This is a genomic window from Paenibacillus sp. AD87 (assembly GCF_001659845.1).
In the GTDB taxonomy this organism is placed as follows: domain Bacteria; phylum Bacillota; class Bacilli; order Paenibacillales; family Paenibacillaceae; genus Paenibacillus; species Paenibacillus marchantiae.
Genome location: NZ_LXQN01000022.1, coordinates 320,973 through 338,113, shown reverse-complemented (window position 1 = coordinate 338,113; position 17,141 = coordinate 320,973). Strand labels below are relative to the sequence as shown.

Annotated in this window: 17 protein-coding genes; 16 read left to right on the top strand and 1 reads right to left on the bottom strand. The window is 45.0% G+C overall.

Annotated features, from left to right (window positions below):
* The first annotated feature begins 235 nt into the window (after window positions 1-235).
* The 13 genes from gpAD87_RS29705 (at window position 236) to gpAD87_RS29650 (ending at window position 13,501) form a co-directional block, all read left to right on the top strand.
* Window positions 236-1,816 (top strand): hypothetical protein, encoded by a 1,581-nt coding sequence (locus gpAD87_RS29705; protein WP_064642510.1) that lies wholly within the window; start codon window positions 236-238, stop codon window positions 1,814-1,816.
* Between the two features lie 25 nt (window positions 1,817-1,841).
* Complete coding sequence (locus gpAD87_RS29700; protein ID WP_064642508.1) at window positions 1,842-2,990, top strand: pentapeptide repeat-containing protein; 1,149 nt, start codon at window positions 1,842-1,844, stop codon at window positions 2,988-2,990.
* Window positions 2,966-3,463, top strand: a complete 498-nt coding sequence (locus tag gpAD87_RS29695) for an imm11 family protein (RefSeq protein WP_064642506.1) — start codon at window positions 2,966-2,968, stop codon at window positions 3,461-3,463. The genes gpAD87_RS29700 and gpAD87_RS29695 overlap by 25 nt, the downstream gene beginning before the upstream one ends.
* Complete coding sequence (locus tag gpAD87_RS29690) at window positions 3,460-4,113, top strand: hypothetical protein (RefSeq protein WP_064642505.1); 654 nt, start codon at window positions 3,460-3,462, stop codon at window positions 4,111-4,113. Before gpAD87_RS29695 ends, gpAD87_RS29690 begins: the two co-directional genes overlap by 4 nt.
* Window positions 4,114-4,130: 17 nt before the next feature.
* Window positions 4,131-4,508 (top strand): DUF4280 domain-containing protein, encoded by a 378-nt coding sequence (locus gpAD87_RS29685; RefSeq protein WP_064642503.1) that lies wholly within the window; start codon window positions 4,131-4,133, stop codon window positions 4,506-4,508.
* 39 nt (window positions 4,509-4,547) lie between these two features.
* A complete protein-coding gene (locus tag gpAD87_RS29680) occupies window positions 4,548-7,553 on the top strand; it encodes a late control protein (RefSeq protein ID WP_231952950.1) in 3,006 nt (1,001 codons plus the stop codon).
* Entirely contained in the window at window positions 7,522-8,022 is a 501-nt protein-coding gene (locus gpAD87_RS29675) for a hypothetical protein (RefSeq protein WP_231952969.1), read from the top strand. The genes gpAD87_RS29680 and gpAD87_RS29675 overlap by 32 nt, the downstream gene beginning before the upstream one ends.
* A gap of 109 nt (window positions 8,023-8,131) precedes the next feature.
* Window positions 8,132-8,455, top strand: coding sequence for a DUF6985 domain-containing protein (locus tag gpAD87_RS29670; protein WP_231952948.1), 324 nt, complete (start codon window positions 8,132-8,134; stop codon window positions 8,453-8,455).
* Window positions 8,445-8,543 carry a DUF6985 domain-containing protein gene (locus gpAD87_RS33045; protein ID WP_376765184.1) on the top strand — a complete coding sequence of 33 codons (99 nt, stop codon included), beginning with the start codon at window positions 8,445-8,447 and terminating at the stop codon, window positions 8,541-8,543. The genes gpAD87_RS29670 and gpAD87_RS33045 overlap by 11 nt, the downstream gene beginning before the upstream one ends.
* 222 nt (window positions 8,544-8,765) lie before the next feature.
* Entirely contained in the window at window positions 8,766-9,737 is a 972-nt protein-coding gene (locus gpAD87_RS29665) for a hypothetical protein (RefSeq protein ID WP_064642498.1), read from the top strand.
* A 172-nt stretch (window positions 9,738-9,909) separates the two neighbouring features.
* On the top strand, window positions 9,910-10,767 hold the full coding sequence (locus tag gpAD87_RS29660; RefSeq protein WP_197521556.1) for an AHH domain-containing protein: 858 nt from the start codon (window positions 9,910-9,912) through the stop codon (window positions 10,765-10,767).
* 34 nt (window positions 10,768-10,801) lie between these two features.
* Window positions 10,802-12,064, top strand: a complete 1,263-nt coding sequence (locus tag gpAD87_RS31660) for a suppressor of fused domain protein (RefSeq protein WP_231952946.1) — start codon at window positions 10,802-10,804, stop codon at window positions 12,062-12,064.
* A gap of 375 nt (window positions 12,065-12,439) precedes the next feature.
* On the top strand, window positions 12,440-13,501 hold the full coding sequence (locus gpAD87_RS29650) for a M48 family metallopeptidase (protein WP_231952944.1): 1,062 nt from the start codon (window positions 12,440-12,442) through the stop codon (window positions 13,499-13,501).
* A 103-nt stretch (window positions 13,502-13,604) separates the two neighbouring features.
* On the opposite strand, the gene gpAD87_RS29645 is transcribed toward gpAD87_RS29650, so the two are convergent.
* Window positions 13,605-13,886: a hypothetical protein gene (locus tag gpAD87_RS29645; protein WP_064642492.1), complete on the bottom strand. Its 282-nt coding sequence runs from the start codon at window positions 13,884-13,886 to the stop codon at window positions 13,605-13,607.
* A gap of 397 nt (window positions 13,887-14,283) precedes the next feature.
* Here gpAD87_RS29645 and gpAD87_RS29640 point away from each other — a divergent pair, with 397 nt between their 5' ends.
* The 3 genes from gpAD87_RS29640 to coxB all read left to right on the top strand — a co-directional run bounded on the left by gpAD87_RS29640 (window position 14,284) and on the right by coxB (window position 17,099).
* A complete protein-coding gene (locus tag gpAD87_RS29640) occupies window positions 14,284-14,472 on the top strand; it encodes a hypothetical protein (RefSeq protein WP_017690840.1) in 189 nt (62 codons plus the stop codon).
* Window positions 14,473-14,704: 232 nt separating this feature from the next.
* Window positions 14,705-15,466: a type I methionyl aminopeptidase gene (gene map, locus gpAD87_RS29635; protein WP_064642490.1), complete on the top strand. Its 762-nt coding sequence runs from the start codon at window positions 14,705-14,707 to the stop codon at window positions 15,464-15,466.
* Between the two features lie 580 nt (window positions 15,467-16,046).
* Window positions 16,047-17,099, top strand: a complete 1,053-nt coding sequence (coxB, locus tag gpAD87_RS29630; RefSeq protein WP_063567896.1) for a cytochrome c oxidase subunit II — start codon at window positions 16,047-16,049, stop codon at window positions 17,097-17,099.
* The last annotated feature ends 42 nt before the right edge of the window (window positions 17,100-17,141 follow it).

Here is a 17,141-nt window from a genome sequence, read left to right as displayed (position 1 = left end):
GACAGAACTGAACCGGTTTGGTCAAGGAATGTTCCAGATGGACAAAGAAAATGTAACACTCAATATAGGTAAACACCACGTGAGACTATAGATTCATTTGAAAATAGAAGTGCGTATATACACATTCAATTTGAGACTTTCTACATATTCAAAATATTCCATAAAATTCCGAATTATATAAATACAATTATAAAGGGGAACCATTGATTCATTTGAGATACAAGGAGGCTTATTCATGAATATATCCGCAACAACATATGGTCAGGTTCGGGTAACACCTTACGAAATCGTTCGTCTTCAAACCCTTGAAGTGAATAAAACGATGAACGGACATGCACGAATGAGAATGACGGCAGTGATACCGGAAGCTCGAAAAGACAGCTATGTGCAAGCAACAACATCCCAAACCGATATTAAAGTGAAAATTACCGATGACGAAGGACATGAGAAGGTGTTCTTCTCCGGTGTGGTGCTGCATGTGAAAGTGAACGTCATTAATGATGTACATACACTAATGGTTGACGCTGTATCCCATACCTACTTATTGGATGTAAAGCTGCATAAGCGTTCCTTCCAAAATCCCAATCTGTCCTACAAGAATTTGGTGCGCAAGATTATTTCTCCCTATGAAGGTTCAGATGTCATTGATTTTGCTACAGATGGCCGTAAAATCGGAGATTTTGTGATGCAGTATGAGGAAACAGATTGGCAATTTATCAAAAGGATAGCTTCGCATTTCTACACTGGAGTTGTTCCGGATACATCTTCAGGAAAACCCAAGTTTTATTTTGGCTTACCCGAAGGCCAGTATAAGGGTGAATTGCAAGCATCCCATTACACAGCAACCAAACGAATTGCCGACTATCGATCTGCCAAGGAAAACAAGGTACCGGGTGTCAAAGATCCGGATTATATCGTATACGAAGCGGACAGCAGGCAATGGTTCGAAGTAGGGAATGAAGTAGAGTTTAAATCCAAAAAGTGGATTGTAGGTGAGGCGAAGACCCGATTCATCGATAGTTTGCTAAATCATACATACTCCTTATTTCCAGCGGAGGGGCTTCGTTATAAGAAGAGCTACAATACTTCCATTATTGGCGCTTCCATTCAGGCTTCGGTTCTCCAAGTCAAGGGGGACAAAGTTCGTGCGAAGCTCGATATGGATGAGCAGCAGGATGAGAGCACAGCCTATTTCTTTCCCTATTCAACGATTTATGCTTCCGAGAACAATACAGGCTGGTATTGCATGCCTGAAGTGAATGATAGCATTCGTATTTATTTTCCGAGCAAAAAAGAGGAAGACGGCATTGCCATAAGCTCTGTAAAAAGGCAAGATCCTGAGATTGTGCCAGCTACACCGAAACAGGCTTCAACCGCATCATCTGCGGCTGGAAAGGGTGGGGCTTCGGGACAGTCTGGGGGAAGTCCAAGCGGGAGTAATCGTAATAGTTCAGGCGCGGGTGGAGGTGGAAGTAAATCTAGCCCGGCCAGCAGAGTAGCCCCGCCCCCAGTGCCCGAAGATCGAATGGGGAATCCAGACATCAAGACATTCCGAACCAAGTATGGGAAAGAGATCATGCTGGCTCCAGACAAAATTGTGATCTCGGCGGGTGGAATGTATATCACGGTCAGTGACGAGAATGGCATCGAGATTGTAAGCGATCAGAATGTCAGCATTACAGCAGGTCAGGATGTCGTCATGTCGGGGCAAACCATTCGCATCGCAGGCGAGAAGGTTGAATTAACCGGAAAGGGCAATACCATCACTTTGGAAGAAGAGTTGAAGATGCACGGGGCGGAGATCAAGATGAATTAGCCAAGAGTGGTAGAAAGGAAGAGAAATGAACAAAGCGGAAGCAATCGTACATTTGCAGCAGGAAATATTGGAACCCGTACTTCAGGATCATCTCTCCAGTCTGAGAGTGTACATTATGGAACATCAGAACTCGTTAATCCAATCGTTCGTAGAGTCTATGCGGCAACTCTGTGTAAAAGCAGAATGGGCCCAACAGGAACTCGGGAAAGAACCAATCTCAATCCTTCATTGTTCCATGTTGAGAACATCTATATTGGAGGGGAGTTACACCTGCTTAATGGAAGCCTACTCCGATCAATGGTATTGGGATGAGGTGGAGTGTATGCACACATATGATGCGACGTGGGCATTCCAGCCGTTGTCTTCGTTACAACAGCTGCTTCATATCGAAATGAGACGTTATGGAGGTGTACTGAATGCTTCTGATGTTGAACGGATGATGTTGCAGTCCGCGGGGAGATTCAATGCCTACGTCATTGCGCTTGCACGTCTGGCCGTTCCTCATGTTGTGAATTTGAAAGAGATGGAACACATCAACCGTGCAGATCAGTTTCAGATCAGGGTAGGTGAATATAAGGACTGGAGTGAACCTGTGTATATCAGGGACTATGGGTATAGGGACATGCAGAACATTCGCAAGAAATTATCAGTAGCGGAAGGGCTGGAATGTGCTTATGGAGACTATACGTCACTATCCTTGGCAGAAGGATTATATGACCACGTTGATATCAGGTATTCTGACTTCAGTCATGCCGATCTGAGCAAGAGTAACTTAAGAGGTACTGTGATGATTGGGACCAAATGGGAACAGAGTGATCTGAGTGGAGCTGATCTCAGAGGGGCGCTACTCATGGATGCTGTGTTCCGGGAATGCAGTCTGCGTGGAGCCAACCTGTCTGATGTCAGTGACGGAGCGAGTATGGAATTCCAGGAAGGTGTTCTTGGTCTTCAGGGAATCTGTTTTGCCGGAGCCAATCTGGAAGGCGTCGACCTCAGGGGAGCACAGTTATTTCATGCTGATTTTCAGGGGGCTAGGCTGAGTCAGGCACAGATATGGATTCATGACCGTGAGAGGTATACACATGTTTTGAATGAAGAGCAGATTGAATCGATACGCTGGGTTGTATCCCATGAGGAAGAGGAGGAGCTATGGTCCCACGATTTTATGAACTGACCGAAGATCATCGGATATTGAATCCGTTCAGGCCTCCTCTACTAAAAGCCAGTTTTGATGAGTTGCCCATTTCATCTGTCATGATGATTGAACGTAGACTGAATGAAGAGCCAACGGATTGGATAAGTAGGCCTTCATATTTTGTTAGTGACCGCATGAAGCGGCTGATGGAAATGGTCGATGAAGCAATGTTGTTCAAATCCGTCACCTTCATCGATCATGGTAGCGGGGAGCAGTTGAGCTACTGGGCGTGTCATATTCCTGCTGTGCAGGCTTTGTCTGACCATAGCCTATTTTATCCGAATGGTTCAATACAGCAACTTGTATTGCAGGGTGAGGCGGTTAAAGATCAACGCATGTTTACATTGGAGGGTGTAAGAGGGAGTGGTGTAATCGTGCGTCTTGATGTAGCAGAGAGCATGCTTCGCAGAGGGTTAAGTGGCTTTGTTTTACGAAAGGTGGATCTGGAATGAACCGATATGGTGATGAGATGCTGCTGAAAATGGATCGGGATTTGCGTTTGGCGAAGCGCATTCAGGAAGCTGAAGCGTCAAGTGGTGAGCTGATGACGCAGGAAGAGGTTACATACGGAGTACGCCAGGGTCTGATCAAGACCGAAGCAGAAATCATTACGTTGAACAATCACCAAATTTGGGAGGGGATAATAACCCTTCCTTTACCGGATCATCTGGTCAAGGTTCCCCGAGGCAAACTACAGGAGGGCAGAAACAGCCATGGACGAGATGAGGTCATGTGGATCGATGAGCAAAAGGGTATCAGCTTAAGCCTATCTAGATCATCTCATCCATTGCACGTCAGCCAGATTGAGGGAATGGGCAGTATCATCACAGATCAGATGCGAACGCTCAAAAAGGATGCGCAATGGTTACATGAGGAGACGGTACAAGGAGATAGCCTGATTGTCTTCTATGGAGAATCTATTCAGCCCTCAACCTTGGGGATGGCTTACGATATTGTGATCGTTACATCGGTAAAAGGAAGAGCGGTCACAGGGAATGTCCGTTTTCCGGTTGAACAGCTTCATCTATGGCGACTTCTAACAAGGGCGATATTCACATGTTCCCAGATGAGTGAAAACAGAAATGAACCAATCGATTATTAACATAGGAGGGAATTAGAATGCTGCTACCCATGCTGTTCAAAGCTTTGATGTCAGGAGGTTTCGGTGGTGAATTTACCTATGTGGTCAGAGGTGCCGAGATTTCCTGTAGTCAGGGATCAGATCCGGGTGTGCTGAACCTGCCTCTTTCCCACGGCATCTATATCAAGGAACAGCCTGTATTAAACATTGCGGACGTGATTCCATTGGCTAACGTTGGACGATGCGGGTTTTGCAAAATGGACGGAGCATTGTGTGAACCGGATACGTTCTTCAACAAATGGAGCCAGGGCAAGGAGGACGTGCTGGTGGAAGGTGAGGCCGCTCTGCTCAGTCGATCAGAACTGATATGCCGAAAAGGCGGGATTATCAAGATTGAGGTCGATGGTCAGTTGTAAGATGCAGAAGGATAAGAAAGGGGGAACACTGTGCAGACCTTGGAAAAATCAACGCTAACCTATGGGGATATCCATGTCCATTGGCCGTATGGCAAGATACGCCTGGATAAGCTGGAATTGATCCAGCAAGCAGGGGCACATGGTCGGTTATCCTTCAGTGGATGGGTAGATGAAGAATGGGAAGAAACCATTATCCAGAAAGCTGGGAGTCACGATCGAGTCGGATTCATCCAGATAGATGAATCCGGAAGGGAGTTACCCCTGTTCAAGGGACAACTCCATGAGATCAAAGTCGAAGCCACCAGGGGGATCGTATATATGATGGCTGTAGTCATCTCACATACCTATGAACTGGATGCCTTACAGAGAACGAAATCCTATCAGAACGAGAATCTACGTTATTTGGACATTGTTAATCGTGTTATGAAGGGTTATCCTGAAGGAGACTATATTGATTTTGCCTTTGATGAGACAAAGACGGGCGCTTTTATTATGCAGTATCAGGAGACCGATTGGAGCTTTCTGAAACGGCTCGCTTCTCATCTGGGAGCAGATCTGGTGCCGGATGTGACTGCACACAAGCCCAGGTTCTGGATTGGTTATCCAGAAGGCAGAGGGGCATTTGAGCTGAAAGACATCCCTTTCGAGAAGAATCGTAATATTGAGCGTTTTTTACATACCGAAGCCCAAGGGAAACATGCGGTAACCGAGGAGGAGTATACAACGTATACCTTCGACCTGGGGCAGGAGCTTCAATTGGGGGATGAAGTATCCTCTGATGGTCGTATCTACAACATAACCTCTCGCCAGGCGATGCTGGAACGGAGCTTGCTGCAGTGGAAATATACATGTGCATTGCCAGCATCGCATCCACTGCCCAGACAGCTTCAAACGATGATCACTGGTGCTGCTATCGAAGGGAAAATCATTGATGTGAAACGTAACCAGGTGAAGGTTCATCTGGATATGGATGAGGGTCAGCAGGCCGGGGAGGCACGCTGGTTCCCGTATGCCGCGGAAGGCAGTCAAGTATGGTACATGATGCCCGAACCCGGTGCGAAAGTGAAACTGTATTTCCCAAGTGCAGAAGAAGATGAAGCCATGGTGATGCAGTCGGTTCGTCAGGAACCAACGGAAGCGGGACATGTGGAGAAGAGCGGCAAAGTGATGCAGGACCCGGGTGTAAAGTCTTTCGGTAACCCGCAGGGGAAATCGTTCACCCTTGGCGACAGCGAACTTGTCATGAATGCCCAAGAGGGTGCTTTGTATATCTCGATGGCTGCGGGTAACGGGGTTACATTGAATAGCACAACCCACGTGCAGATCCAATGCATGGGTGACTTAAACATCAGCGGAGCCAGTGTCAGTCTGGAGGGTACAGAAGGTCTGTACATTCAGACGATGACAGATCATGTGGAGCTTGTGGAAGAGGTCAACGGCAAGAGTGAGAATGTAGTCCTGGAAGCCGAGATCCATCGTTCCTTTGATATGATTCAGTCTGCGTTCGACCAGAGTCTGGCCAGTATGGGAGAGAGCGCGCTGAAGGAAGCGCGGCTGAAACGAAACTGGGAAGCACGTGAAAAGGGCAAATTGGACGGTGTGATCGAAGAGGGGAAAAGCCTGCTCAGTATGGTCGGTGATGTGGCTGACCTTGCATTTACAGGCATTGTCGGGGGTGACAATGCCCAGGGATTATACAGCTGGGTCAAGGGAGAACAAGTTGGGTCATTAACGGAGCGGAATGCCACGGTGCAAGGAACGATTACGGGCGTAAATAACGTCATCGATTATACGGGAGACCTGGTCACGGGTCAGAAATCAGGGAAAGAGATCTGGCAGGATGTATCCAGTGCGGGAGAAGCGTATGCCAAGCCGTTCATGGACCTGAAGGGCGAAGACAATCGTACGATGCTGACCCTGACGGAACAGGAGAGCCACGACTCTGGTCGGAACGATGTCAACGCTGCGGTACGGGTTGTTGATACGGTAACGGCTGTAGCTGGTGGAGCATCACTGGTCAAAAATGGGGTCAAAGTGCTCAAGGGTGGTGGCAAGAAGTCTGGCCATGCAGATGGAGATGGAGCCAAGGGCGGCGTTCCACATGGTCATGGAGATGGGCCAGATGGAACCTCAGGCGGTGCCATGAAGGATGGCAAGCTCAAGACCAATGCCGCATTAATGCCTTCATCTCTTGCCGAGCTGGGAGAACGAATCAGCCAGGCTTTGGGCAAAATGACCGAAGGCGCAGCAGCCAGTGTTCCATGGCGAGTTCAGCGGGTGAGGCTGAGCAACGGCCAGACCGTGCCAGTGATTGTGAAGAATGACCATCACATGTTCTCGGAACCAGGTGGGAATCGTGGGAAAGGCAGTGATTCTGGGAGTTCGAAGGGATCGCCGAGCACATCCCATGTGGATTCGAGAGAGAGTAGTGCGCCATCGAAAGGAACCGTTTCTAAAGAATCGTCTAAGACGTCTCCAAACGTTACGCCGGTTAAGCCGAAGGATGCATCTAAACCTAAAGATGCTCCGTCATCGAAAGATGGAACTAAGGCAAGGGATGGGAAAACTGAGGGGACGGGTGAAATTCCAAAGATTAAACTTACCGAACCTTCTTTACCAAAGGATAGCAAACCTAAAGGGAATTACGGAGAAGGAGATTCTCATGGAATAAAGAAACAAAATGAAACAGCCGATGTATTGGCTGATAATGGATATGATATTAAGATGTTAGATGAAATTGATGGTGGAAATGGTCATGGAATTGCAGAAGGTTCAAATCCAGATTTTCTAATCGAAGGAAATGTATTTGATTGTTATGCACCAAAACCAGATGGAAAAGTACAAAGTATAATTAAAGAAATAGCAGGAAAGACGAAGAAACAGTCTGAAAGAATTGTTTTGAACTTAGACAACTTTCCAAATGAAAAAGTTATTGAAATTATCGAAACAATTTTAAGAAAAGCAAATCCGAATGGAGATTTAAAAAGACTAGAAGAATTAATTCTAGTGAAGGATGGAAAGATTACAAGAGTATTTGGAGGTTAGAAGTGAGATGGACTGTACGTTATTCTTAGTCTCAAATTTGGATGAGGAAGCACTTAAAAGAACAATTTATGACATAGTATGCGATACAGTTGAAGATAAAGTAACTAACTACGAAGATTTTTCTCGTCTTAGTTGTAAATACTTCACACTTGATATTGAAACAGAAGATATTATTAGTATTGATTTTTTAAGAGAAGAATATGCGATGGGAATTAATGTGGAAATTGGAATTCAATTATTTGGGAAATTGTTTGAAGAAGGATTAGAAGTGTTGTTTAAAATTTTCGGTAATATTTTAATGTCTTTCAATCCTGACATGGTGTTTGTGGAAAATGGTACAGATCAAATATTCAGAAAAGAGAATACTACTGTAATCATAAATACAAAGCTAGATCAATACCAGAAAAAGTATCTATCAAATAAGATAATTACTTTACTACGATTTCCTTATATTTTTCAGGAGATATAATCATTTAGGTGGAGTTGGAGAACATAAAATTAAAGAGAAGCTATTAGGAGAGTGATGGCATGGCTAACCTTAACCATGAATTATTCGGTGGAGTTTCTTACGATTTATATTGGAGCGGACAACAGAAAATAAAATATTTGGAAAAGAGAAAGTCATAATTTTAAGTATTGATGGAAATGAAGAAGGCGAATTTCACGATGTTCAAAAAGAAGCATATACCAATCTTGATGAAAATATGGACGATGTTATAACTAAAGTAGAAGAGGCTATCTTTGACTATTATCAAGAAGTTTACATGGATTATAGTGAAATTGTGGGAGAGCATGAATCTGAATCTGACAAGTTTGCACCAATCATTGAAAATAAAGAAGAGTTGGGTCACTTAGTTGAACCAACTCAATTGATTATCAGAAGAGTAAGGAATGCCTTTTAATTGTACTTGGAAAATAGTACATGGGCTTGCTGTGAAAATTGAGCATGAAGAAATAGTTGAGGTAGGCTTCCAAGATATAGTTCTATAGGTAGTCTGAAATGCATACCCAGTGTCGAATGATTGAACTTTTCAACTCGTTAAATAGAGTCGATTGCATTCAACTAAAATACTTGCTTTATAGCACTCCGGGTCTGACAACGATACAACCAACAACACCACAATGCGAGGAAGCCATCCGTATTGTGGTTTTTTCCCTTGTCTCAACTCCCACCAGTTTCAAATTTCGAGCGACCGATTCCAAGAGGGCGCCTTGTATATCTCGATGGCTGCGGGTAACGGGGTTACATTGAACAGCACAACCCACGTGCAGATCCAATGCATGGGTGAACTGAACATCAGCGGAGCTAGCGTCAGTCTGGAGGGTACAGAAGGTCTGTATATTCAGACGATGACAGATCATGTGGAGCTCGTAGAAGAGGTTAATGGAAAGAGTGAGAATGTAGTACTGGAAGCCGAGATCCATCGGTCCTTTGACATGATTCAGTCTGCGTTCGACCAGAGTCTGGCCAGTATGGGAGAGAGCGCGCTGAAGGAAGCGCGGCTGAAACGAAACTGGGAAGCACGTGAAAAGGGCAAATTAGACGGTGTGATCGAAGAGGGGAAAAGCCTGATCAGTATGGTCGGTGATGTGGCTGACCTTGCATTTACAGGGATCGTTGGGGGTGACAATGCCCAGGGATTATACAGCTGGGTAAAGGGAGAAGAAGTAGGGTCATTAACGGAGCGGAATGCCACGGTACAAGGAACGATCACGGGCGTAAATAACGTCATCGATTATACGGGAGACTTGGTCACGGTTCAAAAATCAGGGGAAGAGATCTGGCAAGATGTATCAGGCGCGGGAAAAGCGTATGCCAAACCGTTCATGGATCTGAAAGGTGAAGACAATCGCACAATGCTGACTCTGACGGAACAAGAGAGTTACGACGCTGGGTTAAAACGATGTTGGTGCTACGATGCGAGTCGTGGATACGGTAACGGCTGTAGCTGGTGGAGCATCCCTGGTCAAAAATGGTGCCAAAGTGCTCAAGGGTGGTGGCAGAAGTCTGGCCATGCAGATGGAGATGGAGCCAAGGGCGGTGTTCCGCATGGTAATGGAGATGGGCCAGATGGAACCTCAGGTGGTGCCATGAAGGATGGCAACCTCAAGACCAATGCCGCATTAATGCCTTCATCCTTGCGGAACTGGGGGAACGAATCAACCAGGCTATGGGTAAAATGACCGCAGGCGCAGCAGCCAGTGTTCCATGGCGGGTTCAGCGGGTGAGGCTGAGCAACGGCCAGACCGTGCCTGTGATTGTGAAGAATGACAGTCACATGTTCTCGGATACAGGTGGAAATCGTGGGAAAGGCAATGATTCTGGAAGTTCGAAGGGATCGCCGAACACTCCCATGTGGATTCGAAGAAGACAGGGAAGCCACAAAATGTGGAGTCTGGTTCTTCATCCACTTCACCGAAGGTTGGGGCATCCAAACCCCGAAATACATGGGTTCCCAAAGATAGTCCATCCGAAAATATCAAGCCGAAGACAAGAAATCACCAGGAATACGATGATCCACATCTGAATCAACAGAGTATATCCAAACTAAATGCAGCAGCTGATGAAGGGATCATTACACCCAACCAATGGACCGGGAAATTGGAATGTAAGAGTGGGGATCTGGAACATCTAACACAACGTGAGTTACAAGAAATTAATAAGCTGCTCATCGCTGGGAAAAATGTGGATGCAGATCGGATTATGACATTGCGCAATCAGTCTTCGAAGCTTGCAGAAGATTATTCTGATAAAGTTAAGGGAAGTAACGGATGGGAGCTCAGCAAGGAATATCCTGCATCCAGGCAGGACTCCGTAGTACTTGGAAAAGAACTGGAAGAAGCAGGTATTACCCGTCCGCCGGATTCTCAAGCGCATCACCTCGTGCCTGTAAATCAAGGGGGACTCCGAGAGCTAATTGAGAAGTATGGGATTAACATCAATTCCTCGGCAAACGGAGTCTTTCTTCCTCAGAAAGCAATGTCGGATTGGCCAGGGCAAGTGACGCATTTCCCGTTTAACAACATAGATAAAAAAGGGAATCCTATGTTCAGGCATGGTCAGGAGTATATTAAGTATATGAGAAAGAATCTATTGGATATAGATAAACTTCCAGTAAGTCAACAAATAAAGAAAGAACGCATACTAGCATTCTTGGAGGAGACAAGAGAAGGTCTGCTAACAGGCAAAATCGAGATTTTATATGAAGATTAATGAAGAGGGGGAAGTGTTTTTGAAAATTTGGAGAATGTCTGAAGTTATAGATGGGCAAATTCTTGATGTTGTAAAGGATGGAGGAATGCTCGAAGAACTCAATAGAGGTATTTCGTTGATTAATGAATGGAAAGTTATACAGATGAGATTGAAGTACGAAGGTGACTCTACTCAGATTTACAGTATATCTAGTCATCTATCAGATATGATTTTAAACCAGCATGCAGTTATTGAGTTGAGAGAATTTCTGGAGAATAATGTGGAACTTTTACCTGTTATTTATAAAAATGAAACACATTACGTAATGAATGTACTTAACATTTTGGATTGTATTAATTTGGATAAGTCTATTGCTAATAAATATGGAGGATTCGAAAAATTAGAATTTATTGAAGAAAGGGTCAGTGGACAGCATATTTTCAAAACGATCTTCTATAACTATGAAATCACTGAACATCCAATCATATCAAGTGCAACCTATGTCTCGGATGAGTTCAAACAACGTGTAGAAGAAGCAGGTCTAGAGGGATTTGATTTTGACCTAGCTTGGTCAAGCGAACCCGAAGCATACGTGGAACGTAATCCACGGATTCGAGTAACGGATCGTCAGGATGCGGAAGCACATATCAGCACATTCTATGGACCTATTCATAATATGATTCCCGCGGAGTCAAACGATGCAGGCGATCCTGAAATCTACATAACCGAACCGACTCCTGCCGTACCGTATCAAACGCTCGTTTCTTTTGGAAACAGTTACTTCCGGGGTGTGACACCAGCTTCGCTGGACACCGGATATGCAGAAATTGTTATGCATCTACCAGCGGATGCGCAGTTGACGAAAGAAAACGGGGAGAATCGTCCGCTTGGCTGGGTCGTATCTATGATGCGACATTTTGTAAAAGAAATCATGCAGCGTGGATATTTTACAGGACAGTGGCTCGTCTTCCCTAACCAAAGTGAGGAGGATTTGGCGGACACATATCGTGAGATGTTTAGTGAGACAGGAGTACCTGCGCATACACAAATCCTGCCGTACGACGATAGTACCTCCTACTGTGGAGTCATGATTGTCCCACCGCTTCCACAATGCGCAGAAGCGTTGAATATGCCGTACCGGGATGAGGGGAAGGAGATGGAGGGCGAATGGCCGATCTATTTCCATACATTGCTTCCCTTGTACCGGGAGGAGATTATACACTTTTTTGAGAAAGGCCGAGCTGCGCTGATCAGCAAGCTGATGTCCAATGGTGTTGAGGCAGTATATCAGTGGGACCGGAAAAATAGTTGTCTGTAGATAATTGAAATACTTGAAGATTTTGAATAAGTAGCTATTAAAAACAGGCCGATCTTGGTCAAAGGGATTGATCTGTTTTTTTTTGTTGAAAACTTTAGTGATAAGCACATATTTGAAAATAGAAATGCGTATATACACATTCAATTTGAGACTTTCTACATATTCAAAATATTCCATAAAATTCCGAATTATATTTAGATAAAAGGGAGGGGGATAGCAAGCTTCATTCGGAATTTAACATTACATGTGAATCCGGGGTACAGCACCTGGTGTGAGAAGTGTAATTGGAATGTTTATGAGGATGAAAGAGGACAAGGAACTGATAAGGGGGTAAACGGAACGGACGGGAATGGTAATGAACGATCATCAGACCGATTGTTAGAGGAGTTTAAGTATAACATCAATCGGGAACTTCCCTTCACTAAACAGAGGTTTTACACCTATTTGGTTGCTCTAATCGTGCATCTGTCAACGTTATCCATTTTAGGCGTAGCAATCTTTTTCTTTTCAACCAATTCAACATGGCTGGGTATATTTGGTATTTCGTTGCTTTTCCTCTGGATCACAATTATATTGCCATACCGGAAGCGGCTTCCAGGCAGGGTGATCTCTAGAGACGATTATCCAGAACTGTATGGAATGATTGACGAGATTGGGGAGCGATTGAATGTTCCACCTGTGGATATGGTCATCATTAGTGAAGAATATAACGCATACAACCTGCATCTCAAAAGAAAAAAGAGAGCACTTGTCCTGGGCATTCCCTTTTTTGCAGCCCTAACGTTACAGGAGAAGATAGCCGCCATCAGTCACCATATGAGTCAATTTGCACATCCGAACATTTCCAACAGCTCATTGGTCGAGAGAGCCATGCATGTACTGAATTCTTGGATTGACACCGTTGATCCACAAGATAGCGGCCTGTTATATTGGGTGGTGTTTCCACTTATAATACTACGTTTATTGTTATTTGCTGTTATAGGCGGTATCTATGTATTGTTAATCAAAAGCATGCGGAATGAGATGCAGCGAGTATTCTACATCGCAGATAATGAAGCATCGGAGACAGCTGGCAGTGAGGCAGTGTTATCTCTATTATTGAAGGCCGAGATGGAAGGTCTTTTTGCACAAACGGCTGAACAGGTTGCGGAATATCAATATAACAAAGAGCTGTATGAGGAGTTTAGAAAACGGATTTCTGCCGTTCCAACTCAGGAAATTCTTCGTATTCAGCGGATACAGGAAATGAATGATACTCAAAGCCGTAGCTACCATCCTCCAATGAAGAATCGCATCGAATTGATACGTGAGCACTGGGCGATGATTCCTGCGTATCGGCCGGATGCTGCTAAAGAACGAAGAATCAATGAGGAGTTTCGACAGCTGGAGCAGCGTTCCCAGAAAATTCTTCTTAACGATCTAAGGGATGCAAGTTAACCCTCTGTATTCTCAATTGCATATAGTATAGAAAACAGGGCAGCACCAACCAATGATTGGTATGATGCGCCCTAGTTTTAAAGTGATTTATTGCGTTTATAACTTAACGGTCACCCCGCTGGAAATGTCTGCGTGGATGTGTGGTCTTGCCAATCTTATCGGTATCATTCTCTTTAGGAACCAAACGCTCGTCGGTACGACCTTCGTGATGGTTGTCAAAAGTGAATTCTGTCAGTTCCCATTCCGTCTTGCCGAGAACGGGATCGGCCGGGAATTGTTGTCCGCGATGCAGATGTTCTTCTTGTCCGGCTTCGTTGGTATATATTCCGTCCACTTCCACCTTTTCATGCGAAAGGGGCAGCATTTCTTTATCTTTCTGATCCATAAAACAACGCCTCCTTAGATCCCAGTATTTTAACTGTATGGGTTGTCCGTGATAATATCCCCCGAATAGTTCAGTGTTATGCTGGATATATTAATTCCGTATAGAAGTATCGTATTTATAACATATGATTCGGAATTAAACTTTTTGGGCATAAAAACCGTTATAAATATTAGGTAAAATCGTCAAGTCGTCAGATACTTCCGAATATGCTACAATAAGATTATGATTCACACCGAATCATATCGGGTATTTATAGTGTCAGGTACTTGCTTAAGCAAGGGTTCCCGACCTAAAGCTTGCTTTGAGCCGCGCACACAACTTCATGGATGGCATTTAAGACTTATTCGGCATTCTCTAAACGGAGCATTCACTTTCAACGTTTTGGGAGGGAATTACAATGGCAACGAAAGGTCACAATGAGGTCAAAGAAAGTTTGAGGGAAATGACTCGGATTTTCCGTCCTAAAGATCCAAAAAAATTCGTGAAGGAGTACGTGAGAAAATACCGGATTACGGGTGGATACGAGGAAGAATTGACTTCTGTGGTTGAGCATGAGCTTGTCAAGATGGATTCTTCCGTGTCCTGAAACACACACAACTCTGATTATACTGTTCCGATATGAATAGAACCGTCTCCCGGGCGTTAAGCTCCGGCAGACGGTTTTTTTTGATTGAAAAATGATATGTACATATTTCCAACCGGTAAACCTTTCATCTAATGGTAAACAGAATAAGCTGTATAGCTTCGCTCCACTTTTGGGGGCTTTGTTTGGTTCCTGCTGCATATACATGGAAGTACACATATGGCAGGAAGGATGAATGCATGTGGACCCTATTTTGAAAACGAAAGAAGAGATTGGCTACATGCGGGAAGCAGGACGAATCCTGCGAAGCTGTCACGAGCATATTGAAAAGTGGCTGGCCCCCGGTGTAACGACAGGAGATATTAACGAACGGGTGGAGGCTTTTTTGGCTGAAAGAGGAGCTACACCTGAGCAAAAGGGGTACAAAGGCTATCCTTACGCTACATGCGCTTCAGTTAATGAAGTGGTTTGCCACGGCTTCCCTAATGACCGGAAATTGGCCGAAGGGGATGTGGTGACCATTGATATGGTGGTGAACAAAGACGGCTGGCTTGCCGATTCTGCATGGACGTATGGGATCGGTGAACAACGCAGGTCCATACGCAAACTAATGAATCGAACGGAAAGGGCGCTTCATAAGGCGATAACAAAGGCAGTGCCAGGAAATACGCTGGGGGATATCGGTAACGCGATTGAACGGACAGCGAGGCTGTATCGTTACGGGATTGTGAAGCCTCTTATTGGTCATGGGATCGGTCAATACATCCATGAACCCCCGAATGTCCTCCCTTACGGGAAACGCAGGACGGGCATGATGCTGACAGAGGGCATGGTCATTACGATTGAGCCTATATTTACGAAAGGCAGCTCTGGAGCAGTTGTATGGGATGAGGATGGCTGGACGGTGAGAACAGTGGATGGAAGCTGGGGCGTCCAGTATGAGCATACGGTAGCCATAACAAGTGAGGGTCCTCTTATACTAACTGACGGGACTTAGACGCTGTATCTATGGCAAGCTGGTAAGGGTGCCGCATACGGTGTAAGAGATATACAATAGGTTCAGGCTCCATGCCGTTTGGTTCTATAAGGGAGCGGTATGGAGCTTTACTGCGGCTTCCAGTAGTTGTAAGAGAAACAAGCTGATGCAGGCTTTTCTGTTTTGCATAATACTGCATGTTTTCAATGTGAGAAAAATCGGCAAAAAAATCAATTTCATCACCGAAATTTGGCAAAAATTTTCAAAAGTAGAGAGTAATATTTTTAACTGAAATCGGTTACAAATCAAGTTGTGGTGCGGTTTTTTACATATAGTGAACAATTTGTGAACATGTGTCCAAAGATTGACAAAATCATACCCTCAACTTATATTTAATAAGTGATTGAACCATATAGAATGAATTGGAAGAATGCGCAGACATGCCCTTAGCAGGAAATGACGGGAGTGGTGGAAGCGTTATTTTTGTAAGCGTTCTGTATGTCGGACAGGATTACGTGTATCGTGCTGAAATGAACTGAATTAAGTTTATTTTGGGCGACAACGGCAATCTACGAAAATGTTAAAAAAGTGGGGTAGATCAATGATGAAACAGTGGCAGGTTGCAAAGCGAATTCTCCCCTTGCTGGCGGTGTTCTCTTTGCTGCTATCCGCATGCGGGCGGGAAGACTTGTCGGTAATGAAACCTCAGGGTCCTGTGGCGCAAGGCCAATATGATCTGATGAAGCTGTCCATTGCGATTATGATCGTGGTGCTCATCATTGTATTTGCTATTGCTGCGTATGTGTTGATCCGGTTTCGCAGACGAGCCGGGCAGAATGAAATGCCCGAACAGGTTGAAGGTAATTTCAAGCTGGAAGTAATATGGACAGCCATTCCGTTGCTGCTCGTAATTGTTCTGGCAGTACCGACGGTAAAAACGATTTTTGCCCAAGGCGAAGATCTGTCCAACGACAAAAATGCAATTCAGGTCAAAGTCACCTCGCATCAGTACTGGTGGGAATTCACTTATCCTCAATATGACGTAACCACCGCTCAAGATCTCATCATCCCGACCGGAAAGAAAATCGCATTCGAATTGAAAACCGCTGACGTGCTTCACTCCTTCTGGGTGCCGTCACTTGCGGGTAAAATGGACACAAACCCGGATGGAACGCTTAACAAGTTCAGCTTCTCGGCGCCAAATGAAGGCGTTTACCGAGGCAAATGTGCTGAATTATGCGGCAGGTCGCATGCCTTCATGGAATTCAAGGTAAAAGCGGTCAGTCAGGAATCCTTTGACAAATGGGTTAACGAAATGAAAGCCCCGGCGGTACTTCCGGAAGATACCCAATTGGCTGAGAAGTTCAAAACGAACTGCCTTTCTTGCCATGCAGTTGGGGATCAGGGCGGGCCCGTTGCGCCTAACCTTACAGGTATCGGCGGCAAGCAATCCGTGGCAGGTATTCTGCTGAATCAGGGCGAAGGCCAGGAAGACGGTAATCCGGTGCTGGACAACATGAAAGAATGGCTCCATGATCCACAATCCGTGAAGCCGGGCAATACAATGCCTAATCCGAAAGACCTTGGACTCACAGATGAAGAAATCGACGGAATTGCCGAATATCTGGCCAACTACAAATTGGACTATGAATAGAACAGCAAGGACGAAGAAGGGGGTACACAACCTTGGCTCATG